Raw genomic sequence first — 26,136 nt, forward strand, 5'->3', positions numbered from 1 at the left:
GTCTAATGAAATCGAAAAGCATTTTGGACAGGCAAGGAATAAATCGGCCGTCCACGCGAAAACACGGAGACAAGAATTGACCATCGATGCGGACCTTCTCGGCTACTACCGCGCGGTTGCCGAAGCCTTCCCGCCGCTTCTGCCCGACGCCGATGCGCAGGCCGTGCGCCAGCGCTTTAGCGACGTCGCGCGCACCTTCGCACGGGTGCGCTCCGGGGAAATCGCCGTGACGGACACCGTGCTGCCGCTCGAGGGGCGCGAACTTCCGGCGCGCTTTTATCGCCCGGCGGCGGCGAGTGGCGCGCTGCCGCTGCTCGTTTATTTTCACGGCGGCGGCTGGGTCGTCGGCGACCTCGACACGCATGACGAACTCGTCGCCCGCCTCGCCATCGACGCGAATTGTGCCGTCGCCAGCGTCGACTATCGGCTTGCGCCGGAGCATCCGTTCCCCGCGCCGTGCGACGACGCGCTCGATGCGCTGCTCTGGCTCGCGGAACATCGCTCGCGGCTCGGTTTCGTCACCGACCGGCTGGCCGTCGGCGGCGACAGCGCAGGTGCGCATCTCGCGGCCGTCGCGGCGCGCGGTGCCAATGAGCGCGTCGCCGGGCTGGTCGGCGCGCAGTTGCTGCTTTATCCGGCGATGCGCCGCCAGTTCGAAAGCGCGAGCTGTATCGCGAACGCGAACGGCCCGGGGCTCACCAACGACGAAATGAAATGGTACTGGATGCAATTTCTGTCCGGCGCGGTACCGGCCGCCGACGACGTCCGCGCGTTCCCGCTCGCCGAGCCGTTCGAACGCGCGCCGTCGCCGGCGCTGATCGTCGCCGCCGCGCACGATCCGCTCTACGACGACGCCTTCGAACTCGCGCGTTTTCTGCAAGCCAGCGGCGGGCGCGTCGAGCTGATCGACGCCGCCGACATGACGCACGGCTTCGGCCGCATCCAGTCGCATTCGCCGGCGGCGGCGGCGCATATGAAGCGCGTCGCGGCGCGTGTCGGCGAGATGCTGCGCTAGCGCGTCACTTCAGCCATTTGTCGACGACCGACTGAAACTCGCCGGTCGACCGGGCGAGGTGCAGCCACTGATCGACGTACTGCTGGAACGGCACGTCGCCGCGCGGCACGAGATACGCCTTTTCCCCGAACTGGAACGGCTTGTCCGGATGCACCGAGCACAGTCCCGGGTTGAGCTTCTGCTGCAGCAGGGTTTCCGAGGCGTCGGTGACCATCACGTCGGCGTGACCGTCGAGAATCTGCTTGAAGATCGTCACGTTGTCCGGATACTCGATCAGCTGCGAGTGCGTGAAGAATTGCTTCGCGAAGCGCTCGTTGGTGCCGCCGGGATTGACGATCGTGCGCACGGCCGGCTGGTCGATCTGCTCGACGGTTTGATATTTCTCCACGTCGTCGCAGCGCACGATCGGCGTCTTGCCGTCGACCATGTACGGCTCGGTGAAGAACGCGCGCTTCTGGCGTTCGAGCGTCGTCGAAACGCCGCCGACCGCGATGTCGCATTTCGCGACGAAGTCGTTCATCAGATTCGACCACGACGTCTTCACGTACTCCGCCTTCACGCCGAGCGATTTCGCGAGGCTCTCGGCGAGATCGATGTCGATGCCCTCGAACTGGCCGTCCGGTTTCAGGAAGCTGTACGGCTTGTAGTCGCCGGTCGTGCAGACGCGCAGCGTGTGGCGGGCGAGGACGTCGTCCAGACGCGAGGGCGCCGGCGCCGCGACCGCGGGCGTCGCGCTGGCTGCGGGCCGTCCCGAGACGGTTCCGGCCTGAACGGTCTGCGCGAGCGCGCTGCCGGTGAACGAGACCGCCGCCGCCGCGACGAGGTGAACGAGGAAATTTTTCATTGGTTTTCTTGTGGGTTGGTATGGCCGTCGATCATAGCGACGGATGCGGCACTTGAACAATGCACGCGATCCCCGATCGCGCCGCGGCCGCCGAGCCCGCACCGTCTGCCACCGCAAAAAGGGGAGGCCGCTCCGGTAGAATGGCTCTTTGCCTTCCAGCACCGAGCGACGTGGCCCATACCCTTCTCAACGATACTTTCCTGCGCGCGCTGCTGCGCCAGCCGACCGACTACACGCCGATCTGGCTGATGCGTCAGGCGGGCCGTTATCTGCCGGAGTACAACGCCACGCGCGCGCGCGCCGGAAGTTTCCTCGGTCTCGCGAAAAATCCCGACTACGCGACCGAAGTCACGCTTCAGCCGCTCGAACGCTTTCCGCTCGACGCCGCCATCCTCTTTTCCGACATCCTGACGATTCCCGACGCGATGGGGCTCGGCCTGAATTTCGTGCAGGGCGAAGGTCCGCGTTTCGAGCGCACGGTGCGCACGGAAGCCGACGTCGCGAGGCTCGCGGTGCCGGACATCGACGCAACACTGCGCTACGTCACCGACGCCGTCAGCCAGATCCGCCGCGCGCTCACCGATGGCGAAGGCCGCCAGACAGTCCCGCTGATCGGCTTCTCGGGCAGCCCGTGGACGCTCGCGTGCTACATGGTCGAGGGCGGCGGCTCGGACGACCATCGCACGGTCAAGTCGATGGCATACGCGCGGCCGGACCTGATGCACCGCATCCTCGACATCAACGCGCAAGCGGTCGTCGCGTACCTGAACGCGCAGATCGAAGCGGGCGCGCAGGCCGTGATGATCTTCGACACCTGGGGCGGCGCGCTCGCCGACGGCGCGTACCAGCGTTTTTCGCTCGACTACATCGCGAAGGTCGTGGCGGGCGTCAAGCGCGAGCACGACGGCGCGCGGGTGCCGGTGATTACGTTCACGAAGGGTGGCGGGCTGTGGCTGGACGAAATCGCGTCGATCGGCGTCGACGCGGTCGGGCTCGACTGGACCGTCAACCTCGGCGCGGCACGGGCGAAGGTCGGCGACCGGGTGGCGCTGCAGGGCAATATCGATCCGAGCGTGCTGTTCGCGCCGCCGGCGGCGATTCGCACCGAAGCGCGCGCCGTGCTCGACAGCTTCGGCAACCATCCGGGGCACGTGTTCAACCTCGGTCACGGCATCTCGCAGTTCACGCCGCCGGAACACGTTGCAGAACTGGTCGATGAAGTGCATCGCCACAGTCGCGCCATCCGGCAACGCAATACCGTTTGAGCGTTCGTTTGTTGCGGTGCGGTAATCGGGCGCATCAAGGCCCGTTTGTTGCAGCGCACTTTCGATGTCGCGAAAGCCCGCCCCCGAGCCATTTCACGAATGTCAAGCCTTGACTTATGCACATTTTTTACGTTGCGGCGCGCCATCAGACGTATCAGTGAAAACGCTCAATAAAGTCTGTCTATGTGTCGGTCAAGTCATTGATTAAAAAGAATTAATTAGCTCTATACCCGAAAAGTGGGCACGCATGCAGAAGCACCCGGCATGCCTCTTTTTCGAACTGTCAACTGAAGTTCTCAACAAAGTTATCCACAGGCCTGTGGAAAGCCGCCAATTCTCAAAAATAATCCTGAACTTAGCGCGGATTGTGATGTTTCACTTTAAGTGCGAGGCGCAAAGCCTTGTGCTGTCGTCGGCGTGTTTCGACGGCCTGTGCGGGCGGCGCGAGACATGAGCGCCGTTTTCGTCCGCGTCGCGCTCGATCATCCGCTGCCGACGCTCTTCGACTATCGCTACGATCTGGCGCCCGAGCCCGCGCCGGGGTTACTCGTGCGCGTGCCGTTTGGGCGTCGCGATGTGGTCGGGATGATCTGCGAAGTCACTGCGCAAAGTGACGTGCCGGCGGAGAAACTGCGCGCCGTCGATGCCATCTGCGACGTCTGCGCGCCGCTCGCGGACGAATGGCGCGCGTTGGCCGCGTTCGCCGCCGACTATTACCAGCGCGGATTGGGCGAGGTCGCGCTGCCCGCGCTGCCGCAAGCGTTGCGCGATGCGTCGCGCTGGGCGCGTCTTTTCGCGCCGCAAGAGCGCTATCGCCTGCTGCCCGCCGGGCGCGCCGCGTTGCCGGACGCGCTTCCGGCCCGCGCGAGCGCGTTGCGTCGATTGGCGGAGGCGCTTGCGGCTCAGCCGACGCTCGCCGCCGCCGACGCCCGCGCGCTGCATCCGAAAGCGAGCGCGACGCTCGACGACTGGCAGTCGCGAGGCTGGGTCGCGCTGGAAACCGTCGACGACACGACCAGCGCCGCCCAGCCTCCCGCCCTGACCGACGATGCCTTGCTACCCCGCTTGACGCCCGAGCAGCAGGAAGCCGTCGACGCGATCACCGCGGCGCATCGGTTCGCGCCATTCCTGCTGCACGGCGTCACGGGCAGCGGCAAGACCGAGGTCTACCTGCACGCGCTCGCCGGCTTGCTGCATGCGCGGCCGGATGCGCAGGCGCTCGTCCTCGTCCCGGAGATCAACCTCACGCCGCAGTTCGAAGCCGCGTTCCGCACGCGCTTCGCCGCGTTGCCGGACGGCGCGATCGTCACGATGCACAGCGGCCTCGCGGAGGGCGAGCGCGCGCGCAACTGGATTGCCGCGCACACCGGGCGCGCGCGGATCGTGCTCGGCACGCGGCTCGCGATCCTCGCCTCGCTGCCGAAGCTTTCGCTGATCGTCGTCGACGAAGAGCATGACCCCGCTTACAAGCAGCAGGAAGGGTTGCGCTATTCCGCCCGCGACCTCGCGATCTATCGCGCGAAGCAACTCGGCATTCCGGTGGTGCTGGGTTCGGCGACGCCCTCGCTCGAAAGCTGGTGGCAGGCCGAGCAAGGCCGCTACACGCGGCTTTCGCTGACACGCCGCGCCGTCGCCGAGGCGGTGCTGCCGGCCGTGAAGCTCGTCGATCTGGAAGAAGAGCACAGGCGCGGACGCGCGTCGATCGACGGTTTGTCGGGGCCGCTCGTCGCGGCGCTGAAGGCGCGGCTCGAACGCGGCGAGCAGAGTCTCGTGTTTCTCAACCGCCGCGGCTACGCGCCGATCCTCTCGTGCGACGCGTGCGGCTGGGTCGCGGGCTGTCCGCGTTGCAGCGCCTATGTGGTGCTGCACAAGCCCGAACGAACGCTGCGCTGCCATCACTGCGGCTGGGAATCGCGGATTCCGAAATCGTGTCCGGACTGCGGCAACGTCGATATCGCGCCGATGGGACGCGGCACGCAGCGCGTCGAGGAGACGCTCGCGAGCGCGGTGCCGGGCGCGCGCGTGCTGCGCATCGACGCCGACAGTACGCGGCGCAAGGGCAGCGCGCAGGCCCTTTTCTCGGATGTCCACGCGGGCGAAGTCGATATTCTGGTCGGCACGCAGATGATCGCGAAGGGGCACGACTTCCAGCGCGTGACGCTGGTCGGCGTGCTGAACGCCGACACGGCGCTCTTTTCCCACGATTTCCGCGCGAGCGAGCGTCTTTTCGCGCAGTTGATGCAAGTGAGCGGCCGGGCCGGGCGGGCCGGTCTGCCCGGCGAGGTGATGATCCAGACGCGCTATCCGCGACACGCGCTGTATCACGCGCTGGCGCGCCACGATTACGTCGGCTTTGCGCGTTCGACGCTCGCCGAACGGCGCGACGCGCATCTGCCGCCGTTCGTCTATCAGGCGCTGCTCCGCGCCGAAGGCCGCACGCTCGACGCCGCGCTGGCGTTTCTCGCGCAGGCAGCGGCCGTGTTCGCGACGCTGCCGGGCGCGGATCGCGTGACGGTCTACGACGCCGTGCCGCTCACCATCGTGAAGGTGTTCAACGTGCATCGCGCGCAACTGCTGCTGGAATGCGCGTCGCGCGCGGCGCTCCAGACGGCGTTGCGCGCCTGGCAGCCGGCGTTGCGCGAACTCCGCGGCGTGTTGCGCTGGGCCGTCGAGGTCGATCCGCTCGATATCTGAACGCGCGGCGCGTTTCAGGCGCGGCTGCGGTCGGCCTTCAGGCGCGGGGCTTCGTCGGCGGGAGAGCGCGGCGAATCGCCCGCATCGGCGCGTTCATGCGCGATGTGCGGCTGGGCGCCGCGAATGAACAGCACGACGCACAACGCGCACATCACCCAGATGCAGCCGATCACCATCCACGTGCTCATTTCCTTCTCCCCGACACTGCGTTTCGCGCGGCTCGAATCGGCGCGCATGGCAGGTATATCGGCGGGAAACGCGCGTTTGATCAGGGCAACTCCGCAAATATTGAGACTAGGGAAACTACCAGTCGATTTTCGCCATTTTCAGGCAGCGTCCATCGCCGGCAAAGCCTTGTGGCATAAGGGCCCCAAAGGGGTGCAACCCGATCCGAAAAGTTGGTTGCACCTTTTTTTGCGGCGGAGTACGATGCGCCAACTTTTTAGTCATCGGCCGGTGGCACTTCGGCCAAACGAAGGATATATGGCGAGCACTACCCTAGGCGTCAAAGTCGACGATCTGCTGCGTTCCCGGCTGAAAGATGCCGCGACGCGTCTCGAGCGCACTCCCCACTGGCTGATCAAGCAGGCGATCTTCGCGTATCTCGAACGCATCGAGCACGGCCAGCTTCCGCCCGAGCTGTCGGGTGCGAACGGCGGCGCTGAGCTGGGCGAGCCGCTGCCAGTGGAAAGCGACGAAGACGGCGCGTCGCACCCGTTCCTCGATTTCGCGCAGAACGTGCAGCCGCAGTCGGTGCTGCGCGCGGCCATCACGGCGGCGTATCGGCGGCCGGAGCCGGAGTGCGTGCCGTTCCTCGTCGGCCAGGCGCGCCTGCCGGCGAGCATCGCCACCGAAGCGCAGTCGCTCGCGACGAAACTCGTCGAAGCCTTGCGCGCGAAACACACGGGCGGCGGCGTCGAAGGACTGATCCACGAATTCTCGCTTTCCAGCCAGGAAGGCGTCGCGCTGATGTGCCTCGCCGAAGCGCTGCTGCGCATTCCCGATCGCGCGACCCGCGACGCGCTGATCCGCGACAAGATCAGCAAGGGCGACTGGCGCTCGCACATGGGCCAGGCGCCGTCGCTGTTCGTGAACGCGGCGACGTGGGGCCTCATGATCACCGGCAAGCTGGTGACGACCAATAGCGAGACGGGGCTGTCGTCGGCGCTGACGCGCCTGATCGGACGCGGCGGCGAGCCGCTGATCCGAAAGGGCGTCGACATGGCGATGCGCCTGATGGGCGAGCAGTTCGTCACCGGCGAGACGATTTCGGAGGCGCTTGCGAACAGTCGCAAGTTCGAGGCGCGCGGCTTCCGCTATTCCTACGACATGCTCGGCGAAGCCGCGACGACCGAAGAGGACGCGCTGCGCTACTACGCGTCCTACGAGCAGGCGATCCACGCGATCGGCAAGGCGGCGGGCGGGCGCGGCATCTACGAAGGCCCGGGCATTTCGATCAAGCTTTCCGCGCTGCATCCGCGCTATTCGCGTTCGCAGCAGGAACGCACGATGAACGAACTGCTGCCGCGTGTGCGTTCGCTCGCGCAACTCGCGCGCCGCTACGACATCGGTCTGAACATCGACGCCGAAGAAGCCGATCGGCTCGAACTCTCGCTCGATCTGCTCGAAGCGCTGTGCTTCGATCCCGAACTCGCGGGCTGGAACGGCATCGGCTTCGTGGTGCAGGCGTATCAGAAGCGCTGCCCGTTCGTGATCGATTACCTCATCGACCTCGCGCGTCGCAGCCGTCATCGTCTGATGATCCGGCTCGTCAAGGGCGCCTACTGGGATTCGGAAATCAAGCGCGCGCAAGTCGACGGCCTCGAAGGCTATCCGGTCTACACGAGCAAGATCTACACGGATATTTCCTACGTCGCGTGCGCGAAGAAGCTGCTCGGCGCGCCCGATGCCGTCTATCCGCAATTCGCGACGCACAACGCCTACACGCTCTCGGCGATCTATCACCTCGCCGGTCAGAACTACTACCCCGGCCAGTACGAGTTCCAGTGCCTGCACGGCATGGGTGAACCGCTCTACGAAGAAGTCACCGGCCGCGACAAGCTGAATCGTCCGTGCCGCGTGTACGCGCCGGTCGGCACGCATGAAACGCTGCTCGCGTATCTCGTGCGGCGTCTGCTGGAAAACGGCGCGAACACGTCGTTCGTGAACCGCATCGCCGACGAATCGATTCCCGTCAGCGAACTCGTCGTCGATCCGATCGACGAAGCGTCGCGACTCACGCCGCTCGGCGCGCCGCACGCGAAGATTGCGCTGCCGCGCCAGTTGTACGGCAACGAGCGCCTCAATTCGATGGGCTTCGATTTGTCGAACGAACATCGGCTGGCGTCGCTCTCGTCGGCGTTGCTCGCGAGCGCGCACAACCCGTGGCGCGCCGTCCCGATGCTCGAAGGCGATGGGCTGGCCGACCTCGAAGGCAACGGCACGCCGCGCGACGTGCGCAATCCGGCCGACCTGCGCGACGTCGTCGGCACGGTCGTCGAGGCATCGCCGGAACAGGTGAACGCCGCGATCGCGCATGCGGTCGCCGCCGCGCCGATCTGGCAGGCGACCCCCGTCGACGATCGCGCCGACTGTCTCGCGCGCGCCGCCGACCTGCTCGAAGCGCAGATGCACACGCTGATGGGGCTCGTCGTGCGCGAAGCGGGCAAGTCGCTGGCGAACGCGGTGTCGGAGATCCGCGAAGCCATCGATTTTCTGCGCTATTACTCCGCGCAGATTCGCGGCGAGTTCTCGAACGACACGCATCGTCCGCTCGGCCCTGTGGTCTGCATCAGCCCGTGGAATTTCCCGCTCGCGATCTTCATGGGCCAGGTCGCCGCGGCGCTCGCCGCCGGCAATCCGGTGCTCGCGAAACCCGCCGAACAAACGCCGCTGATCGCCGCGCAAGCTGTGCGCATTCTGCGCGAGGCGGGCGTGCCGTCGGGCGCGGTGCAACTGCTGCCCGGCGACGGCGAGACGGTCGGCGCGGCGCTGGTCGCAGACCCGCGCACGCGTGCGGTGATGTTCACCGGCTCGACCGATGTCGCGCGCCTCATCAACAAGACGCTCTCCGAGCGCCTCGACCCGGACGGCCGGCCGATTCCGCTGATCGCCGAGACGGGCGGCCAGAACGCGATGATCGTCGATTCGTCGGCGCTCGCGGAACAGGTGGTCGCGGACGTCATGCAGTCGTCGTTCGATTCCGCCGGCCAGCGATGCTCCGCGCTGCGCGTGCTGTGCCTGCAGGAAGATGTCGCCGATCGCACGCTCGACATGCTGACGGGCGCGATGAAGCAGCTCGCGGTGGGCAATCCGGATCGCCTTTCGACCGACGTCGGTCCGGTGATCGACGCCGACGCGAAGCGCGGCATCGACGCGCACGTCGCCGCGATGCGCGAAAAGGGCCGCAAGGTCGTGCAACTGCCGCTGCCGGAAGGTTGCGCGCAAGGCACGTTCGTGCCGCCGACCTTGATCGAACTCGATTCCATCGACGAACTGAAGCGCGAGGTGTTCGGCCCGGTGCTGCATGTGGTGCGCTACCGCCGCGCGTCTCTTGATAAACTCCTCGACCAAATCAAGACGACCGGTTACGGCCTCACGCTCGGCATCCATACGCGGATCGACGAAACCATCGCGCATGTGATTTCGCGCGCGCACGTCGGCAACATTTATGTGAACCGGAACGTGATCGGCGCGGTGGTCGGCGTGCAGCCGTTCGGCGGTGAAGGTTTGTCGGGTACGGGGCCGAAGGCGGGCGGCGCGCTGTATCTCCAGCGTCTGCTCGCGAAGCGTCCGACCGGCTTGCCGCAGTCGCTTGCGAAGGCGCTGGTCGTCGATCAGGCTGCGTCGACGGATACGCCCGCCGCCGCATTGACCGCGTTGCGCGACTGGTCGCTCGCCGAGCGCGACCCGCAAGCCGCCGCGCGGTGCGACGGTTATCTGCAGCACGTACTGGCCGGCGCAACAGCGGTCTTGCCCGGCCCGACCGGCGAGCGCAACACCTACACGCTCGGCGCACGCGGCACGGTGCTGTGCGTGGCATCGACGGCGAGCGGCGCGCGCGCCCAGTTCGCGGCGGTGCTCGCCACCGGCAACAAGGCGCTGTTCTCGGGCGCGGCGGGCGAGCAACTGGCGGCGTCGCTGCCGGCGTCGCTCAAGGCGCACGCGATGGTGAAGAAAGAAGCCCCGGCCGATTTCGACGCCGTGCTGTTCGAAGGCGACAGCGACGAATTGCTGTCGCTCGTGAAGGATGTCGCGAAACGCGCGGGGCCGATCGTGTCGGTGCAGGGCGTCGCGGCGGGGGCGTTCGCCGACGGCGGTCACGACGGTGAAGACTACGCGCTCGAACGGCTGCTGACGGAGCGCTCGGTGAGCGTGAACACGGCGGCGGCGGGCGGCAACGCGAATTTGATGACGATCGGTTGAGAATCCTCAGCGGTCGATTCAAACAAACGGCAGCGGGCACGGCGATCCCGGCAAGAAGCTGCCATCCACACTGGTACTAGGAGAAGCTATGAAGCACACGATGAACAAGCTGGCAGCGGCCTTGGCAGTTGCCGGCCTGTCGCTCGCGGGGACCGCAGTCGCACAGCAGGCAGAAGATGTGAAAGTAGGTTTCGCCGCTCCGATGACGGGCGCGCAGGCTCACTACGGCAAGGACTTCGAGAACGGCATCACGCTCGCCGTCGAAGATTTCAATGCGACCAAGCCGGTGATCGGCGGCAAGCCGGTGCGCATCGTGCTGAACGCAGCCGACGACCAGGCCGACCCGCGCACGGGTACGACCGTCGCGCAGAAGCTCGTGGACGACGGCATCAAGGGCATGCTCGGCCACTTCAACTCGGGCACGACGATCCCGGCATCGCGCATCTACGCGAACGCGGGCATCCCCGAGATCGCAATGGCGACGGCGCCGGAATACACGACGCAAGGCTACAAGACCGCGTTCCGCATGATGACCTCGGACACGCAGCAGGGTTCGGTCGCGGGCGAGTTCGCGGTGAAGAACCTGAAGGTCAAGAAGATCGCGATCGTCGACGACCGCACGGCCTACGGCCAGGGTCTCGCCGACCAGTTCGAGAAGGCCGCGAAGGCGGCGGGCGGCACGATCGTCGTGCGTGAATTCACGAACGACAAGGCCGTCGACTTCAAGGCGATTCTGACCAAGATCAAGGCGTCCAACCCGGACCTCGTCTACTACGGCGGCGCCGATTCGCAAGCCGCGCCGATGGTCAAGCAGATGAAGACGCTCGGCTTCCGCGCGCCCCTGATGGCGGGTGAAATGGTCAAGACCGACACGTTCGTGAAGATCGCCGGCGACGCCGCCGACGGCACCGTCGCGTCGCTCGCGGGCCTGCCGATGGACCAGATGCCCGGCGGCGCGGAATACACGGCGAAGTACAAGAAGCGCTTCAACGAAGACGTGCAGACGTACTCGCCGTATGCCTACGACGGCGCAATGGCGATGTTCAACGCGATGAAGAAGGCGAACTCGACCGATCCGGCCAAGTACCTGCCGTTCCTCGCGAAGACCGAAATGCCGGGCGTGACGACGTCGAAGCTGGCGTATGACACGAAGGGCGACCTGAAGAACGGCGGCATCACGCTGTACAAGGTCGTCGGCGGCAAGTGGACGACGCTGCAAAGCGTGGGCGGCAAGTAAGCCGTTTTCGCTTCAGCTTCAAAAAAAGGCCCCGTTTTTACGGGGCCTTTTTGCTGTGCGGGTCGCGCTTGAAACCGGTCAGCATCGCGACGATCAGATTTTCGCGCATCCAGACGCTCATCACGAGCGCGGCGACGACATGCGCATACACGCACAGTTCGAGCGCGATCGACAGATATTCGTGCAGGTCCTGCGGCCAGTCCTCGCCCCAGAAGGCGTCGAGGCGCATCAGCCAGCCAGTCACGCCGAGCGCGAGAATCAGGAGCCAGAGCGCGATCGCCATCAGGCCGCCGAGCGGATTGTGCGAGAGATGATGGATCGGCTTGCCGGCGGCAAGCGAGCGCAGATAGTCGGCGAGATGCGACGGCGTCGGCCACCATGCCGAAAAGCGCGCATGCGGCGTGCCGACCAGACCCCAGAGGATCCGAAGCACGACGAGCCCGCCCGCGATATAGCCGAGCACGCGATGCGCTTCGTCGGTAGGACCGAAGAGATTCCAGATGACGATGCCCGCGACCGTCCAGTGCGTGAGCCGCACGCAAAGGTCCCAAATCTTGATGCGGTGAACGATCGTCGCGGGCATCGTGGAACGCTTATTCGACTTCCGACTTCACGACGGCGAGCGTCTTCGTGTCGTAATAGATCTCGACCTTCTTGCCGTCCTTGTTGTGGCCGTAGATCTCGTAGCAGTTGCCGTCGACCTTGAACTTCTTGATCTTGTAGCCCTCTGCTTCCAGTTTCGCGCGCGCGTCCGACTCCTTCATCCATTCGCTCTTCGGATGAGCCGTGCAGTCGGCCTTCGCGAATGCCGCGCCGGAAAAACCGATCAGCGCGGCCACTGTCAGAAATTTGAGCATTTCAATTTCCTTGCTGGTTGTCGAGCGGTCACTGTACTGCCGCAGGAACACGCTCGCAAGGAAAGTGTAAGGGTAATTGATCGGTGTCAGCGCGTTTTACTTGCCCCGTTCTGCCGAATCTGGTCGAGCGTCGCGCCCGGCGTGCTCTGATCCGGCGGAATGCGGATTTCGATCACCGCCGGCAGCCCCGAACTCACCGCGCGCTCGAATGCGGGCATGAACGCGTCGGTCGTCTCGACCCGTTCGCCATGCGCGCCGAACGATCGCGCGTAGGCGGGAAAATCCGGGTTCGTGAGCCCGGTCCCGTGCACGCGGTTCGGATAGTGGCGCTCCTGATGCATGCGGATGGTGCCGTATTGCCCGTTGTTCACGACGATGAAGATCACCGGCAACCCATACTGCATCGCGGTGGCGATTTCGTGGCTCGACATCATGAAGCAACCGTCGCCGGCGAACGCGATAACCGTGCGCGCAGGATAGAGCGACTTCGCCGCGATCGCCGCTGGCACGCCGTAGCCCATTGCGCCGCTGGTCGGCGCGATCTGCGAGCGGAAATGCCGGTATGCGTAATGCCGATGCAGCCACGTCGCGTAATTGCCGGCGCCGTTGGTGAGGATGGCGTCGGCGGGAAGGCGCTCGCTCAGTTGACGCATGATCTCGCCGAGTTGCACATCGCCGAGCATTGGGCGCGGCTTGCGCCATTCGAGATACGCATCGTGAGCGGCGGCGGCCGTGCCGGACCAGGCGGGCGTCGCGGGCGGCGCGAGCGCGGCCAGCGCCGATGCGATTTCCGGCATCCCCGAGACGATCGGCAAGTCGGCTGAATAGACGCGTCCGAGTTCGTCCGCGCCCTGGTGAATATGGATGAGCGTCTGCTTCGTCTTCGGGATGTCGAGGAGCGTGTAGCCGCCCGTCGTCGATTCGCCGAGGCGCGGGCCGATCACGAGCAGCACGTCCGCCTCGCGGATGCGCGCGGCAAGCGCCGGATTGATCCCGAGACCGACGTCGCCCGCATAGTTCGGATGCTCGTTGTTCAGCGTGTCCTGGAAGCGGAACGCGCAGCCCGTGGGCAACTGCCATTGCTCGATAAAGCGCGCGACATCCTGCGTCGCGGCTTCGGTCCAGCCGCTGCCGCCCGCGATCACGAACGGCCGCTCGGCCGCCGAGAGTATCGCGTGCAGGCGTTCCATCTGCGCGGGCGCGGGCGCGGCGGCCACGCGCTGATAACGCGGCGCGCCCGGGACGGCCGGGCACGGCTCGCTCAGCATGTCCTCGGGGAGCGCGAGAACGACCGGACCGGGACGCCCGGAGGTCGCGAGATGAAACGCATGGCTCAGGTATTCGGGCACGCGCCGCGCGTCGTCGATCTGCGCGACCCACTTCGCCATCTGCCCGAACACCCGCCGATAGTCGATCTCCTGAAACGCCTCGCGGTCCATGTGCTCGCGCGCGCACTGGCCGATCAGGAGGATCATCGGCGTCGAGTCCTGGAAGGCGGTATGCACGCCGATCGACGCGTGCGTCGCGCCCGGCCCGCGCGTGACGATGGCGACGCCCGGCCGGCCGGTTAGCTTGCCGACGGCCTCGGCCATGTTGGCCGCGCCCGCTTCATGGCGGCAGACGATCGTCTGGATCTGACCGGTTTCGTCGTGCAGCGAATCGAGGACGGCGAGAAAACTCTCGCCGGGCACGCAGAACACGCGCTCGACGCCATGCGTGACGAGCCCATCGACGACGAGCCGGGCGCCGGTGGTGGTCGGGGAATCGGAGGAGGAGGAGGAAGAAGCAGCGACTGCGGACGCCATGCGGTGAAATCTCCGTGATTGTTTCGGGCGGTGATCCGACCCGACAGCTTACGCCGAGCGGCCCGCGTTCAGCCAGAGGCGCAAATCCCGATGGAGCCGCGCCGGAACGCGCGCGGCGCCTTTTTGGCCGGTGCGGCCAAATCCCATCATCCGAATTACCCCGCTTTCTCACCCCTTATCGCCAGATAGTCCCTCGCCGACATTCGGAATAATGACTTCCATGGAAAACGGTTGCGGCCTTCGCCGCCGCGCCCGTCAGCAAAGATTGAAGTCGTCAAACCTCATCGGGGGCAAGCTTGAACATTCGTAAATTCGTCGGCGCGACAAGTCGGGACGCACTGCGTCTCGTGCGGGAAGCCCTGGGCCCCGATGCGGTCGTCCTCTCGAATCGCACGCTGGAAGACGGCACCGTCGAGATCGTGAGCGTCGCCGACAGCGATCTGGCGAAGATTTCGCCCGTCGCCGGGGAGGCCGCGCCGTCGATGGCCGCTGCGGCCGCGAAGGCCATCGTGAGCGCCGGCGCGATGAACCCCTATGCGAGCGGCGACGTGTTCTCGTCGGTTTTCGGTGCGAACTCCGAAGCGGACGAAGACGACCACACGCAAGCGCAGCCGGAACTCGCGCCGAAGCGCCGCAACGCCTTCGACGAAGCGCCGCGCACGATGGCCGAATCGAATCCGTGGCTGATCGAGCATGCCCGGCGCGTCGCCCAGCAGGCCGCCGTGCCGACGCCGCCGAACCGCGTCATGACGCCCGCCAGCGCGATCGCCAAGGGCCTCGGTACGCCGGTTCCGGTGTCCGCCGTCGAGAAGACCGAGACGCCGGAAGCGCCCCGCATGCGCCAGCCGAACCCGCCGCAGCACTCGAAGATCGACACGCCCGACTGGGCGCGCGAAGCCGCGCAGATCGCCGCGCGCCGCGCCGCGCAGAAGATCGTCACGGTGCAGATGCCGCAGCCGGAGCCGTCCGACGACGCATCGCATTCGACGTCCCAGGCGCGTCCGGCACAGGAAGGCGCTTTTGCGGGCCTGCCGGCGAGCGCGGCCGCGGCCGTCACGGAAGCGATCCGTGCGCGCATGGAGCAGGTCGTCAACGACACCGTGATGAACGAACTGTCGTCGATGCGCGGGATGATGGAAGAGCACTTCGCCGGTCTGCTGTGGGGCGACCGCCAGCGCCGCAGCCCGACCAACGCCGCGCTGACCAAGCGCCTGTTCGCCGCCGGCTTCTCGGCGCAACTGGTGCGCATGGTCATCGACAACATGCCGGAAATGGAGCACGTCGAAGCCGCGCTGGAGTGGGTGCAGCAGGTGCTCGAAACAAACCTGCCGGTGATGGACAGCGAAGAAGCGATGATGGATCGCGGCGGCGTGTTCGCGCTGATGGGCCCGACGGGCGTCGGCAAGACGACGACCACCGCGAAGCTCGCCGCGCGTTGCGTGATGCGCTTCGGCGCGAGCAAGGTCGCGCTCCTGACGACCGACAGCTACCGGATCGGCGCGCATGAACAATTGCGCATCTTCGGCAAGATTCTCGGCGTGTCGGTGCACGCGGTGAAGGACGGCGCCGACCTGCAACTCGCGCTCTCCGAGCTGCGCAACAAACATATCGTGCTGATCGACACGATCGGCATGAGCCAGCGCGACCGCATGGTCTCCGACCAGATCACGATGCTGTGCGGCGCCGGTCATCCGGTGCAGCGCCTTCTGCTTCTGAACGCGACGAGCCACGGCGACACGCTCAACGAAGTCGTGCAGGCTTACCAGAGCACGCCGGACCAGCCGCCGCTCGCGGGCTGCATCCTGACGAAGATCGACGAAGCCACGAACCTCGGCGGCGTGCTCGACACCGTGATCCGCTACAAGCTGCCCGTGCATTACGTATCGACGGGACAGAAGGTGCCGGAGAACCTGTACGTCGCGACCAAGCGTTTCCTGATCAAGAGCGCGTTCTGCATTCCGCGCGACGGGTCGCCCTTCGTGCCGCAGGACGAAGAAGTGCCCGCGTTGCTGTCCGCGCTGTCGGCGCGTGCTTCCACCGAACTGCATGAGGTTCACTTTGGATAAGTTCGTGCTCGATCAGGCGGAAGGTCTGAGACGGCTTCTGACGAACGCGGGATCGCGCGTCGTCGCGGTGGCCGGCGGGCCGGCCGGCATCGGCTGCACGTCGACGGTGGCGAATCTCGCCGCGGCCCTCGCGATCCACGGCCGCGACGTCCTCGTGATCGACGAGCGCCAGAACGCCGGCTCGCTCAGCAAGATGCTCGGTCTGAACGATACGGGCGCGCTCGCCTCGGTGATGTCGGGCCGGCGCTTCCTGCAGGACGCGGTGACGCGCACGCCGTTCGGCTTTTCGCTCCTGGCGGCGCCGCGCGACGAACGCATCAGCCACGACGCGGGCCAGTGCCGGGCACTGCTCGACGGCCCCGCCGACATCGTGCTGATCGACACGCAACTCGATCGCAATGGTGCGCTGTCGTCGCTCGCGGCGCAGGCGCACGACTTCCTGATCGTGACCCGCGTCGCAGCGGCAGCGATCACCGAAGCTTACGCATGCATGAAGCGCCTGCACTACGCGCACGCTATCGGGCAGTTTCGCGTGCTCGTGAATCACGTGCAGAACGCAACCGACGCGGCCACCGCGTTTGAAAACCTGTCGGGTGTCGCGAGCCGGTATCTCGCCGTGTCGCTCGCACAGGCGGGATACGTCGCGGAAGATGCGCGCGTATCGCGGGCGCGGGAACTCGCGCGCTGTGCCGTCGAAGCCTTTCCGGCGACACCGGCTGCGCGCGACTACCGGCAGATTGCCGCAGAACTTTTGCACTGGCCGATGCGGCCCGCGCCATTCCGGCGGGACGACATCGAAAGAGGCATGACAGCAATGACGGGCGCGGTGGACGAACAGTCCGGATACCGCGCCGGGACCCCGGCCGCTCACGAGTTGAGCAGCACGGCGTCGATGTGACATAGGGAAAGAGGGGATCAAGATGTACAACGCCCAGGGAAAGCTCTCGCAATCCGAAGTGCTGACGCGCTACGCGCCGCTCGTGCGCAGGCTGGGACTCCAGCTCGTCGCGAAGATGCCGGCGAGCGTCGATCTCGACGACCTGATCCAGGCCGGCATGATCGGCCTGATGGACGCCGCGAATCGCTACAAGGAAGATCAGGGCGCGCAGTTCGAGACCTACGCGAGCCAGCGCATTCGCGGCGCGATGCTCGACGAGCTGCGTGCCAACGACTGGCTGCCGCGCAGCATGCGCAAGACCTCGCGCGAGGTGGAATCGGCGGTGCACAAGGTCGAGCAGTCGCTTGGCCGCTCCGCGAGCGAGACCGAAATCGCCGAGCATCTGAAGATGCCGCTCGACGAATATCAGTCGATGCTGCAGGACCTGCATGGCAGCCAGCTCATCTATTACGAAGACTTCGACCGCTCCGCCGACGACGAGCCGTTCCTCGACCGCTATTGCGTCGACCGATCGGACCCGCTGTCCGCGCTGCTCGACGGCAGTCTGCGCTCGGCGCTGGTCGATGCGATCGACAAGCTGCCCGAACGCGAGAAGCTCCTGATGAGCCTCTACTACGAAAAAGGCCTGAATCTGCGCGAAATCGGCGCGGTGATGGAAGTGAGCGAGTCGCGGGTGTGCCAGTTGCACAGCCAGGCTGTCGCCCGCCTGCGCGCGAAGCTGCGCGAACTGGCGTGGTCGAGCGTGGAAGCCTGAGCGTCGACGTTGTAAAGGCGCGCGGCGTTCCGAATCGGGGCCGCGCGCCTGAGTGAATGACGTGCGGCGGCCCGCTTCAAAGCGCGCCGATGCCGGAAAGTTGAGCGAACAAGCGCGGCGTCAGGCCGCGCGCGCTTCGATTTGCCAGCGCGCTCGCAAACATTCAATGCATCTCGAAGTCATGCGCTTCGGCAAACACCGTCTTGCCTTCGCCGAGACTCTTTGCGCGATACATCGCGCGATCCGCGGCCCTGAGCACCGCGGTGATACCGGCCTCATGGGCTTGCGCGGCGCCGGAAAGCAAACAGGCACCGATACTCGCCGATACGCTCACCGGCCGTTCCTGCACTAAAGTCAGATCGGCAAGCGCCGAATGAATGCCATCGGTCAGCGCGAGCACCGCGCTGCGATCGCGCATGTCGCGCGCGAGCACGACGAACTCGTCGCCGCCCAGCCGCGCGATGGTGTCGGTCTTGCGCATACGCCGCGCGAGCAATTGCGCGAACGACTGCAACAGCACATCGCCGACCGCGTGGCCGTAGGTATCGTTCACTTCCTTGAAGCCGTCGAGATCGATCAACAGCAACGCGCTGGTATGAGCGTCGACGGCTTCGGGCGCGGACATCGCGCGATTCACGGCTTGTTCCAGCGCGTAACGGTTGAACAGACCCGTGAGCGGATCCGTCGATGCCTGCCGCGCCAGCACGCGATTCGCGCTGCCGAGCCTGTCGACCAGCACGCTCAGATACACCGACACGCCCAGCACGCTCAAGGCGAGCCCGAGCGCGGCGGCGCGGTTCGCCACCCACCACGGCTGCCACAACGCCAGCGCGATGATCGCGATGAGCGCCGTCGCGCATGAGATGGCGAGCGTGCGTTTGCCATAGCGGCATCCCGAGCCGATCAGAAACCAGAAGACGACCCACAGCAGCGGCAGAGCGAGCGTGCCGCAGAGAAAGAGCATGGCGCCGAGCAGCGCCTGATCGAGGATGGTGGTGATGACGAGCCGGACGTTGGACAGCGACATCATCCGGATGACGAGCCACAGCGTGATGGCGCCGTAAGAGACGTAGAGCGCGATCATCCGCGTGATCAGCGATGCGTTTGCCGAAGGGTGCTGCCATGCATAGACCGCATAAGCCAGCAGAACTGCCGCTCCCATCCCGATACGCAGCATGGCCTGCTCGCGTTCGGGATTCCGGTTGCCGGACCATGCGAAGGCATAGGCCCGGCGTGCCGGTTGATGCGCCTGCTCCATACTGAACCCCTGGTGGTGATTGCTTCCTGCGATGGTCTTTTGCGCGCGTCTTTACCTGTGGTGCTATTGTCGTTTTGCGGCCCCGTCGCGATGATCGTCTTCGACGACCGATATTTTGCAACTTTTTGCATGTTGCTGTGGATCGTGCGGGAATGCATCTCGGACAGGTGATTAACGGCGCTTTTTGCGGATGCTTCAGCGCGATGAGCGAGATCGAGGGCAGGGCGGCGCGATGAGGGATGACGGTTATCGCGTGAAGCGGCCGCTGGCGGCGAAGCGCAGGAAGATGGCGCCGGGTCGAATGGGCGGGCTACGTGGCGTCGCCACGGCCGAGAGCGCTGACGCTCGCGCTCGATGCGGGGTTGCATCAGGAGCGCCACCGGATGTCGGTGACGTATCGCAGAGGGTTGGCGCAGATGGGGTTCGGGTGAGGGACGATCTGGATCGCCGCCACCTGAGTTCGCAACAAGACAAAACGGGAACGTGCGATCGCGCTGCGGTCCCGTCCGGGGCAATCAAAGCAGCGCGACGCCTGCTTCGGTCACCACCTGCCAGTCGAATTCGTCGTGCCCGCAGATCTTCTCCATCGCCCCGGGGAACTCATTCGCCGTCGCCTGCAGATAGCGGAGATCGTCGCCCCATTCGGGCAGAGCGCCTTGCTGTGTGGTCAGCACGACGGTCATATGGTCCTTGTGCGGGCCATCCGCGTGCAGCCTCAGGCTGTGCTGAACCTTCTGCGCGTCACCCTGCGGATCGAGGATCAGCACGGCCGGAATCCGTTCCGGGGCGGGGACGGACCCCTTGCCGGGATTTAGCCCCAGGCAGCGCAGATAGACCTCGTGATAGCGCGACAGTTGCGACTGCGTCGATCCGCTCTTGTACACGATGGCCTGTGCGGTGCGGGCGAGGCCGCGTCGCTGTGCGGGATTGTCGATGAGGCGCGCGACCGCGTCGATCCAGTCATCGGTCGATTCCGACGGCACACGCAAGCCCGAGCAGCCGTTCGTCACCAGTTCGTTGTAGGCCGGATGATCGCTGCCGACCGTCGCTACGCCCGCTGCCGAGTATTCCAGCCACTCCGTGCGCAGCCCGCCATCCACCGATGCCGATGCCGCGAGCGGCATGAGCGCGAGGTCGAGTTCGAGCTGCCGCAACGCGGCGGCATGCGCGGCATAGGATCCGGACGTGCCCGTCATGGTGACGTCTTCGTGGCCCATCCACGCATCGGGCGGCAGCGCGCCGACGAACACGAACTGCACGTCGCCTGCGAAGCGCGCGCGAATCGCGTTCAGCGCCGGTTCGATCAACGCAAAGTTGCACGGTTTCATCGCCGAGCCCATCAAGCCGATGCGCACCTTGCCGCCATGCATGCGCACCGGACTGTAGAAGCGCTCGAAGTCGACGCTCGTCGGCAGCACATGGACGTTGGCGTTGTAAGGCCGCAGCGCATCCGCGAGTGCGGGCGTCGACACCACGAGCGCATGCGCGCGGCGCATGACGTACTCGGTCTTCGGCGCGGTCTGCCGGCTCATGAAGTGCAACGGGTGGTCGGCGGGAAGATCGTGCATAGGCTCGTCCGTCTCGTAGACGACCGGCTTGCCCGTCGAGAACAACTGCTCCAGCTGTTGCGGCGGAACCACCATCGGGAAACGGCGCTGCATCAGAAGCATGTTGAAGGGGCCGAGGGTGCCTGCGTTGTCCTGCACCGGCCAGCTCAGTTGCCAGTGATCCGCGAGCAGCTCGAACGGCCGCGCGAGGCGCGCGCTGACCGCACGGTGCGTGACGGGCTCCGTCGTCAGTACGGCGATGATCGGCTTGGGCGGCTGCGCCACCTCTGCCTGCGACGATGCCGTGTCGGACGAACCGCGGTGCAGGCTCGTTTTGCGCGCCGCGTGCTGCGTCTTCTCCAGGAACACGGGAAGCTGCGCCCGGAACACCTTGCTCATGGCGAGCACGGTCGGATAAACCGTGTCCACGGTGGCGAGTGCCCGTGCGAAGCCGTTCTTCTCGGTGGACATCGCCGAGCCGTTGGCGCCGAATGCGAACTGGTCGGGCACCTCCGTCAGACCGCCATCGGGCAGGAAAATGACCGGGCAGCCGCACATCATCGCTTCAGGACAGACGGACGACAGCTCATACGAGTACAGCACGCGTCCCCGTTGAAGTTTTTTTGCCAGTTCGGGCAGCGACACCGGATTCGCCATCGACAGCAACTCGGTCCCGGCCGGAAAAAGCGAGAAGTCGATCTTGTCCAGCGGATAGCGGTACTGGAAGACGTAGGTCTTGTCCTTTGTGCGCGCCGGGTCGGGTTTGAACAGTTCCGTATCGAGCACCGGGAGAAAGAGAAAATCGACGTCGCTCTTCTTCGCGTCGCCGAGAAAGTTCTCCGAGTAATAGAAGAACAGGTCGTCCTTGCCCTCGTTGAGCGGCTTTCCGCTGATGTACCCGATGCGGTTGAGAATGTAGCGCACGCACACTTCGGCATTCAGCGGGTTGCCGGACACGACTTCCGGATAGACCGCAATCGGCGTGCGCCCCTGCGCACGGTGCAACGTCTGCACTTCGAGCGTGAGCAGCGGGGTGTCGAACTGCGGGTTCACCACGGTCGTGCCGGCAATGTACGCCTCATAGCCGTCGCGATTGAGCACATCGCAAAGCGTGTGCATGACGACGATACCCGCCGACGTTTCCCGATAGTCCGGGGCCATGATGTAGTACGGATGACCCTTGCGCGAAGGGGGAATGCTGGCGATGTTCATGTGGCGGAACCCTGCGTTCTTTGTGCTGACACTCGCCCGAGTCGGCGGCTTGATGGCGCTCTGGCCGACCTGTATCGACCCGGCGTGCCCGAGCATGAAGTTTCCTTTGAAACATGCCGGTCCATTCGCGCAAACAGGTGGATGTTTGGGCATCACTTCGATGCTTTAACGACCTGTCTCCCGCCGCATAATTTGCCAACTCGTCTGACCGTGTCGGCATTCGAGGCGCCGGCCAGCATGGACGCCAGCGCGCAACTGACGCAAGACCACGAGACAACGAATTGACGAGCGCCATCATGAATGCCAGCCTGCCCCACGAAGCCGTCCTTGCCCTGCAGCAGCATGAGCGCATCTTCGTGACTCAGCCGCATCTGCCGCCGCTGGAGGAGTTTCTGCCCTATCTGGAGCAGGTCTGGGAAAGCAAGGTGCTGACGAACGGCGGCCCGTTCCATCAACGGCTTGAACATGCGCTCTGCGAGTACCTCGATGTGCCGCACCTGTCGCTCTTCAGCAACGGCACGCTCGCGCTCGTCACGGCGCTGCAGGCGCTGCGCATCACCGGCGAAGTGATCACGACGCCCTATTCGTTCGTCGCGACCGCCCACTCGCTGATGTGGAACGGCATCAAGCCTGTTTTCGTGGATGTCGATCCCGTCACGCTGAATCTCGATCCCGCGAAAATCGAAGCGGCTATCACGAAGGACACGACGGCGATCCTGCCCGTGCACTGCTATGGGCACCCGTGCGATGTCGACGCGATCCAGCGCATCGCCGACATGTACAACCTGAAGGTCATCTACGACGCCGCGCACGCGTTCGGTGTACGCACCGAAGCAGGCAGCATTCTGCGTGCGGGCGACCTCTCCGTGCTGAGCTTTCATGCGACGAAGGTCTTCAACACGTTCGAAGGCGGCGCGATCATCAGCCCGGATGCGAAGACCAAGCTGCGCATCGACCGGCTGAAGAACTTCGGCTTCGTCGATGAAACCACGGTCGTGGCGCCCGGCATCAACGGCAAGATGAGCGAGATCAATTCGGCGTTCGGCATGCTGCAACTCCAGCATATCGACGATGCGCTCGCGCGGCGGCGCGCTGTCGCGCAGCGCTACGCCGCTCGACTCGAGCGCGTGCGCGGCATCCGTCTGCTGCCCGTTTGTGTCGATCAGGAATCGAACAACTCGTATTTTCCGATCCTCGTCGAGGACGACTATCCGCTTTCGCGCGACGAACTGTTCGAGGCGTTCCGCGCGCAGGACATCATGGTGCGCCGCTATTTCTTCCCGCTGATCTCCGATTTCCCGATGTACCGCGGTCTGCCATCGGCGCCGCGCGCGAACTTGCCCGTCGCGGCCGATGCCGCCAGCAAGGTGATGTGCCTGCCGATCTTCCCGACGCTCACCGAGGAACAGCAGGCACGCATTGTCTCGATCATCGAGGCGAACGCGGGGTAAGCGCCACGCGGCCTCGAATACGCAGGCCTACCCCAGCAACCTTGCCTTAAACGCAAACGCGGACCACTCCGAGCGGTCCGCGTTTTTTTGCGCTTTCGCGCGAGTCTGCGTCTGCGCAAGCTGCCGCGCCTCCGTTCACCGGACAGCGCGACAGCGACAGCCTGCTCAGTCGTCGGCGCCGTCCATGAACGTGCGGATCCGTTGCGCGATCTGCTGCGCAACGAGCCCGTGCTTTTCGAGCAGATAGCGATAGTCGCCTGCCTTGTCGAAGCGGTCGGGCAGACCGATGATGAGTTGCGGCGGCGCGCGGCGCAACGCCGTCTTGTATTCGGCAACCGCGCTACCCAGACCCCCGACGATGGAATGCTCTTCGACGGTCACGATCAGCCCGGACCGCGCGCAGGCCGCGTCCACGGCGGCCGTATCGAGCGGCTTGATCGTATGCATGTTGACCACGCCCGCCGCGATGCCCTGTTCTTCGAGCAGTTTCGCCGCCCCGAGCGACTCGTGCACCATCGACCCGTTCGCGATGATCGTCACGTCCGCGCCTTCACGCAGGGTGATGGCCCGGCCGATCTGAAACGCGTAGTCTTCCGTGTAGACGGGCGGATTGTTCACCGCGCCCGTCAGGCGGATGTACATCGGCCCTTTGAATTGCGCGGCGGCTTCCACCGTCTTGACGATCTCCGCGCAATCGGCGGGACACACGACCGTCATGTTGGGAATCGCGCGCATCACGGCCGCGTCTTCGATGCCGTAGTGCGAATTGCCCAGAAAGCCCATCGACACACCGCTGCCGATCGCCACCGCCTTCACGTTCATCTCCATGTAGCCGAGATTCATGCGGATCTGTTCGGCGGCGCGCATCGAGATAAACGGTGCGAAGGAGGTCGCGAAGACGTTGTAGCCTTCCTTGGCAAGGCCGGCGGCCATGCCGACCAGATTCTGCTCCGCAATGCCGACATTCAGAAAGCGGTCCGGAAAGGCCTTCTTGAAGCGATCGAGCCCGGAAGACGTGCCGAGATCCGCCGACATCACCATCAGATCCGGATAACGTTCGCCGAGTGCGAGAACGGCTTGACCGAACGTCCCGCGCGACCCGAGGCGCGACCACTGCCGCGCGTTACTTGCATTGATTTCCAGCATGATGCTGCTCCCTTACGCTGTCACGCCGACGTCAGGCGTGCACGTCGTTTGCGATTGCTGTGCTTCCCGCGCTTCGAGCTCGGCGAGCGCCAGCTCATAGCTTGCTCGCGTGAGGCGATTGTGATGCCACTCGTTGTTGTGCTCCATGAACGAGATGCCCTTGCCCTTCACGGTATTGGCGACCAGCACGCGCGGCTTGCCCGCGAGGCGCGGCGCCTCGAACGCGGCGACGAGCTGCGCGATGTCGTGACCGTCGACTTCGGCGACGTCCCAGCCGAAGCAGCGCCAGCGTGCGGCGAGATCGCCGAAATCGATGATCTGGCGCGCGTCGCCGTCGCTCTGCAGGCGGTTGTAGTCGACCACCGCAGTGAGGTTGTCGAGGCCGAGCTGCGCCGCCGACATCGACGCTTCCCACACCGAGCCCTCGTTGCATTCGCCATCGCCGAGCAGCACGAACGTCCCGAACGACTTATGGCGCTTCTTCGCGGCGAGCGCGATGCCGACCGCCATCGACAAGCCCTGCCCGAGGCTGCCGTTCGACGATTCGATCCCGAGATCGAGGTTCATCACCGGGTGAGCAATGAGGTCGCTGCCGTTGGTCTGGAACGTCGCGAACGTGGCCTCGTCGATCAGACCTGCGGCGAGCAACGCCGGGAAGTAGCCAAGCACGCCATGTCCCTTGCTGAGAATGAAACGGTCGCGTTCGGGCGAGCGCGGATCGCTCGTGTCGTAACGCAGCACGCGCGCATAGAGCGTCGCCATGATCTCGACCATCGACAGGCCGCCGCCCAGATGCGTACTGAGATTGCATTGGTGACTGATGTCGAGCATCTTGCGGCGCATCGTGCGCGCCATGTTTTCGATTTCGGAATAGTGGTTCATGTGATTTCCTGTTCAGACGATGCCGCCGTCCACCCGCAGAATCTGCCCGCTCACGAACGCGGACAGCTCCGAGGCGAGGAACAGCGCGACATTGGCGACATCCTGCGGCTCGCCCGCCCGCTTGAGCGCCGACGACTCGACGAGCCGCTCGCGCGCGGCCGGCGTCATCTGTTCGTACATGTCGGTGCGCGTCGGGCCGGGTGCGATTGCATTGACGCGAATGCCCGACGCGCCGAGTTCGGTCGCCATGCTTTCGGTTGCGCGCGCGAACGCCGCCTTGCTCGTGCCGTAGGCGAGCGTCCCGGCATCGGGAACGAACGCGGCGGTCGAGGCCAGGTTGATGATCGAGCCGGACTTGTGACGCGCCATCAGACGCGAAAGGCCCTGTGTCAGCAGTATCTGACCGAAGAAGTTGACATCGAAAACGCGCCTCAACTCCGCCATGGTCGTCATCTGCATCAGCCCGCCGCTCGCGGTGCCGGCGTTGTTCACGAGTATGTCCACGCGTGACGTGAGCGCCATGATCGCCTTCACGGCCGCTTTTACCGACGCTTCGTCGGCGAGTTCGAGCGGCACGGTTTGCACCTCGCTGTGGCCCGCGTCGGCGAGCGATGCGAGCCAGGCGGCATGCGCGGGCGCCTGCGGATCGCGCACGCACGCGATGACGCGCGCGCCTTGTGCGGCAAACGTGCGCACGATCGCGTCGCCGATGCCGCGGTTGGCGCCCGTCACCACTGCTATCTTGTCCTTGAGCAACATGCCTTGGTCCTGATGGTTCAT

The 26,136-nt window shown here is 65.4% G+C and carries 19 protein-coding genes; 9 read left to right on the forward strand and 10 right to left on the reverse strand.

What is annotated here, in order from left to right:
• Positions 1-76 precede the first annotated feature (76 nt).
• The gene (locus tag QCE48_RS14965) at positions 77-1,015 is read left to right on the forward strand and encodes an alpha/beta hydrolase (protein WP_309786929.1); all 939 of its coding nucleotides are present in this window, start codon (positions 77-79) and stop codon (positions 1,013-1,015) included.
• A 4-nt stretch (positions 1,016-1,019) separates the two neighbouring features.
• On the opposite strand, the gene QCE48_RS14970 is transcribed toward QCE48_RS14965, so the two are convergent.
• On the reverse strand, positions 1,020-1,859 hold the full coding sequence (locus QCE48_RS14970) for a transporter substrate-binding domain-containing protein (protein ID WP_309786927.1): 840 nt from the start codon (positions 1,857-1,859) through the stop codon (positions 1,020-1,022).
• 170 nt (positions 1,860-2,029) lie between these two features.
• Here QCE48_RS14970 and hemE point away from each other — a divergent pair, with 170 nt between their 5' ends.
• The gene (gene hemE, locus QCE48_RS14975) at positions 2,030-3,124 is read left to right on the forward strand and encodes a uroporphyrinogen decarboxylase (RefSeq protein ID WP_309786926.1); all 1,095 of its coding nucleotides are present in this window, start codon (positions 2,030-2,032) and stop codon (positions 3,122-3,124) included.
• Between the two features lie 450 nt (positions 3,125-3,574).
• Complete coding sequence (locus tag QCE48_RS14980) at positions 3,575-5,818, forward strand: primosomal protein N' (protein ID WP_309786923.1); 2,244 nt, start codon at positions 3,575-3,577, stop codon at positions 5,816-5,818.
• A gap of 14 nt (positions 5,819-5,832) precedes the next feature.
• On the opposite strand, the gene QCE48_RS14985 is transcribed toward QCE48_RS14980, so the two are convergent.
• Positions 5,833-6,006 carry a hypothetical protein gene (locus QCE48_RS14985; RefSeq protein ID WP_309786922.1) on the reverse strand — a complete coding sequence of 58 codons (174 nt, stop codon included), beginning with the start codon at positions 6,004-6,006 and terminating at the stop codon, positions 5,833-5,835.
• Between the two features lie 295 nt (positions 6,007-6,301).
• On the opposite strand from QCE48_RS14985, the gene putA reads away from it, so the two are divergent.
• Positions 6,302-10,243, forward strand: a complete 3,942-nt coding sequence (putA, locus tag QCE48_RS14990; protein WP_309794180.1) for a trifunctional transcriptional regulator/proline dehydrogenase/L-glutamate gamma-semialdehyde dehydrogenase — start codon at positions 6,302-6,304, stop codon at positions 10,241-10,243.
• Between the two features lie 88 nt (positions 10,244-10,331).
• A complete protein-coding gene (locus tag QCE48_RS14995; RefSeq protein WP_309786920.1) occupies positions 10,332-11,480 on the forward strand; it encodes a branched-chain amino acid ABC transporter substrate-binding protein in 1,149 nt (382 codons plus the stop codon).
• A 37-nt stretch (positions 11,481-11,517) separates the two neighbouring features.
• On the opposite strand, the gene QCE48_RS15000 is transcribed toward QCE48_RS14995, so the two are convergent.
• From QCE48_RS15000 to QCE48_RS15010, 3 genes are all read right to left on the reverse strand, one after another.
• Positions 11,518-12,063 (reverse strand): cytochrome b/b6 domain-containing protein, encoded by a 546-nt coding sequence (locus tag QCE48_RS15000; protein ID WP_309786918.1) that lies wholly within the window; start codon positions 12,061-12,063, stop codon positions 11,518-11,520.
• A 10-nt stretch (positions 12,064-12,073) separates the two neighbouring features.
• Complete coding sequence (locus tag QCE48_RS15005) at positions 12,074-12,337, reverse strand: PepSY domain-containing protein (RefSeq protein WP_309786917.1); 264 nt, start codon at positions 12,335-12,337, stop codon at positions 12,074-12,076.
• 86 nt (positions 12,338-12,423) lie between these two features.
• Positions 12,424-14,142 (reverse strand): thiamine pyrophosphate-binding protein, encoded by a 1,719-nt coding sequence (locus QCE48_RS15010; RefSeq protein ID WP_309786916.1) that lies wholly within the window; start codon positions 14,140-14,142, stop codon positions 12,424-12,426.
• A gap of 296 nt (positions 14,143-14,438) precedes the next feature.
• On the opposite strand from QCE48_RS15010, the gene flhF reads away from it, so the two are divergent.
• Genes flhF through QCE48_RS15025 form a run of 3 tightly spaced genes read left to right on the forward strand, consistent with a single transcriptional unit; the run spans position 14,439 to position 17,860 of the window.
• Positions 14,439-16,208, forward strand: coding sequence for a flagellar biosynthesis protein FlhF (gene flhF / locus QCE48_RS15015; RefSeq protein ID WP_309786915.1), 1,770 nt, complete (start codon positions 14,439-14,441; stop codon positions 16,206-16,208).
• On the forward strand, positions 16,201-17,106 hold the full coding sequence (locus QCE48_RS15020; protein WP_309788314.1) for a MinD/ParA family protein: 906 nt from the start codon (positions 16,201-16,203) through the stop codon (positions 17,104-17,106). The genes flhF and QCE48_RS15020 overlap by 8 nt, the downstream gene beginning before the upstream one ends.
• A 22-nt stretch (positions 17,107-17,128) precedes the next feature.
• The gene (locus tag QCE48_RS15025) at positions 17,129-17,860 is read left to right on the forward strand and encodes an RNA polymerase sigma factor FliA (protein WP_309786914.1); all 732 of its coding nucleotides are present in this window, start codon (positions 17,129-17,131) and stop codon (positions 17,858-17,860) included.
• 163 nt (positions 17,861-18,023) lie between these two features.
• Here the strand turns inward: QCE48_RS15025 and QCE48_RS15030 are convergent, their stop codons facing one another.
• Together QCE48_RS15030 and QCE48_RS15035 are read right to left on the reverse strand one after the other, a co-directional pair.
• The gene (locus QCE48_RS15030; protein ID WP_309786913.1) at positions 18,024-19,037 is read right to left on the reverse strand and encodes a GGDEF domain-containing protein; all 1,014 of its coding nucleotides are present in this window, start codon (positions 19,035-19,037) and stop codon (positions 18,024-18,026) included.
• Between the two features lie 596 nt (positions 19,038-19,633).
• On the reverse strand, positions 19,634-21,973 hold the full coding sequence (locus QCE48_RS15035) for a glycosyltransferase family 4 protein (protein ID WP_309786911.1): 2,340 nt from the start codon (positions 21,971-21,973) through the stop codon (positions 19,634-19,636).
• 200 nt (positions 21,974-22,173) lie between these two features.
• On the opposite strand from QCE48_RS15035, the gene QCE48_RS15040 reads away from it, so the two are divergent.
• Positions 22,174-23,328: a DegT/DnrJ/EryC1/StrS family aminotransferase gene (locus tag QCE48_RS15040; protein ID WP_309786910.1), complete on the forward strand. Its 1,155-nt coding sequence runs from the start codon at positions 22,174-22,176 to the stop codon at positions 23,326-23,328.
• A 165-nt stretch (positions 23,329-23,493) separates the two neighbouring features.
• Here QCE48_RS15040 and QCE48_RS15045 read toward each other — a convergent pair whose 3' ends face one another.
• Genes QCE48_RS15045 through QCE48_RS15055 form a run of 3 tightly spaced genes read right to left on the reverse strand, consistent with a single transcriptional unit; the run spans position 23,494 to position 26,136 of the window.
• Positions 23,494-24,474, reverse strand: coding sequence for a transketolase C-terminal domain-containing protein (locus QCE48_RS15045; protein WP_309786909.1), 981 nt, complete (start codon positions 24,472-24,474; stop codon positions 23,494-23,496).
• A gap of 12 nt (positions 24,475-24,486) precedes the next feature.
• Positions 24,487-25,356 carry a transketolase gene (locus QCE48_RS15050; protein WP_309786908.1) on the reverse strand — a complete coding sequence of 290 codons (870 nt, stop codon included), beginning with the start codon at positions 25,354-25,356 and terminating at the stop codon, positions 24,487-24,489.
• 12 nt (positions 25,357-25,368) lie between these two features.
• Entirely contained in the window at positions 25,369-26,136 is a 768-nt protein-coding gene (locus QCE48_RS15055; protein ID WP_309786907.1) for a glucose 1-dehydrogenase, read from the reverse strand.

Origin of the sequence: Caballeronia sp. LZ024, assembly GCF_031451455.1 — a bacterium.
GTDB classification, from domain to species: domain Bacteria; phylum Pseudomonadota; class Gammaproteobacteria; order Burkholderiales; family Burkholderiaceae; genus Caballeronia; species Caballeronia telluris.

Bases quoted from the DNA above. Each gene is read 5' to 3' on its own strand.
- QCE48_RS15010 (WP_309786916.1), bottom strand. From the start codon at position 14,142: ATGGCGTCCGCAGTCGCTGCTTCTTCCTCCTCCTCCTCCGATTCCCCG.
- QCE48_RS15040 (WP_309786910.1), top strand. From the start codon at position 22,174: ATGAATGCCAGCCTGCCCCACGAAGCCGTCCTTGCCCTGCAGCAGCAT.
- QCE48_RS14995 (WP_309786920.1), top strand. From the start codon at position 10,332: ATGAAGCACACGATGAACAAGCTGGCAGCGGCCTTGGCAGTTGCCGGC.
- QCE48_RS15000 (WP_309786918.1), bottom strand. From the start codon at position 12,063: ATGCCCGCGACGATCGTTCACCGCATCAAGATTTGGGACCTTTGCGTG.
- QCE48_RS14980 (WP_309786923.1), top strand. From the start codon at position 3,575: ATGAGCGCCGTTTTCGTCCGCGTCGCGCTCGATCATCCGCTGCCGACG.
- QCE48_RS15030 (WP_309786913.1), bottom strand. From the start codon at position 19,037: ATGCTGCGTATCGGGATGGGAGCGGCAGTTCTGCTGGCTTATGCGGTC.
- QCE48_RS14970 (WP_309786927.1), bottom strand. From the start codon at position 1,859: ATGAAAAATTTCCTCGTTCACCTCGTCGCGGCGGCGGCGGTCTCGTTC.
- QCE48_RS15005 (WP_309786917.1), bottom strand. From the start codon at position 12,337: ATGCTCAAATTTCTGACAGTGGCCGCGCTGATCGGTTTTTCCGGCGCG.
- QCE48_RS15045 (WP_309786909.1), bottom strand. From the start codon at position 24,474: ATGCTGGAAATCAATGCAAGTAACGCGCGGCAGTGGTCGCGCCTCGGG.
- putA (WP_309794180.1), top strand. From the start codon at position 6,302: ATGGCGAGCACTACCCTAGGCGTCAAAGTCGACGATCTGCTGCGTTCC.
- QCE48_RS15050 (WP_309786908.1), bottom strand. From the start codon at position 25,356: ATGAACCACTATTCCGAAATCGAAAACATGGCGCGCACGATGCGCCGC.
- QCE48_RS15035 (WP_309786911.1), bottom strand. From the start codon at position 21,973: ATGCTCGGGCACGCCGGGTCGATACAGGTCGGCCAGAGCGCCATCAAG.
- QCE48_RS15025 (WP_309786914.1), top strand. From the start codon at position 17,129: ATGTACAACGCCCAGGGAAAGCTCTCGCAATCCGAAGTGCTGACGCGC.
- QCE48_RS15055 (WP_309786907.1), bottom strand. From the start codon at position 26,136: ATGAACCATCAGGACCAAGGCATGTTGCTCAAGGACAAGATAGCAGTG.
- QCE48_RS14985 (WP_309786922.1), bottom strand. From the start codon at position 6,006: ATGAGCACGTGGATGGTGATCGGCTGCATCTGGGTGATGTGCGCGTTG.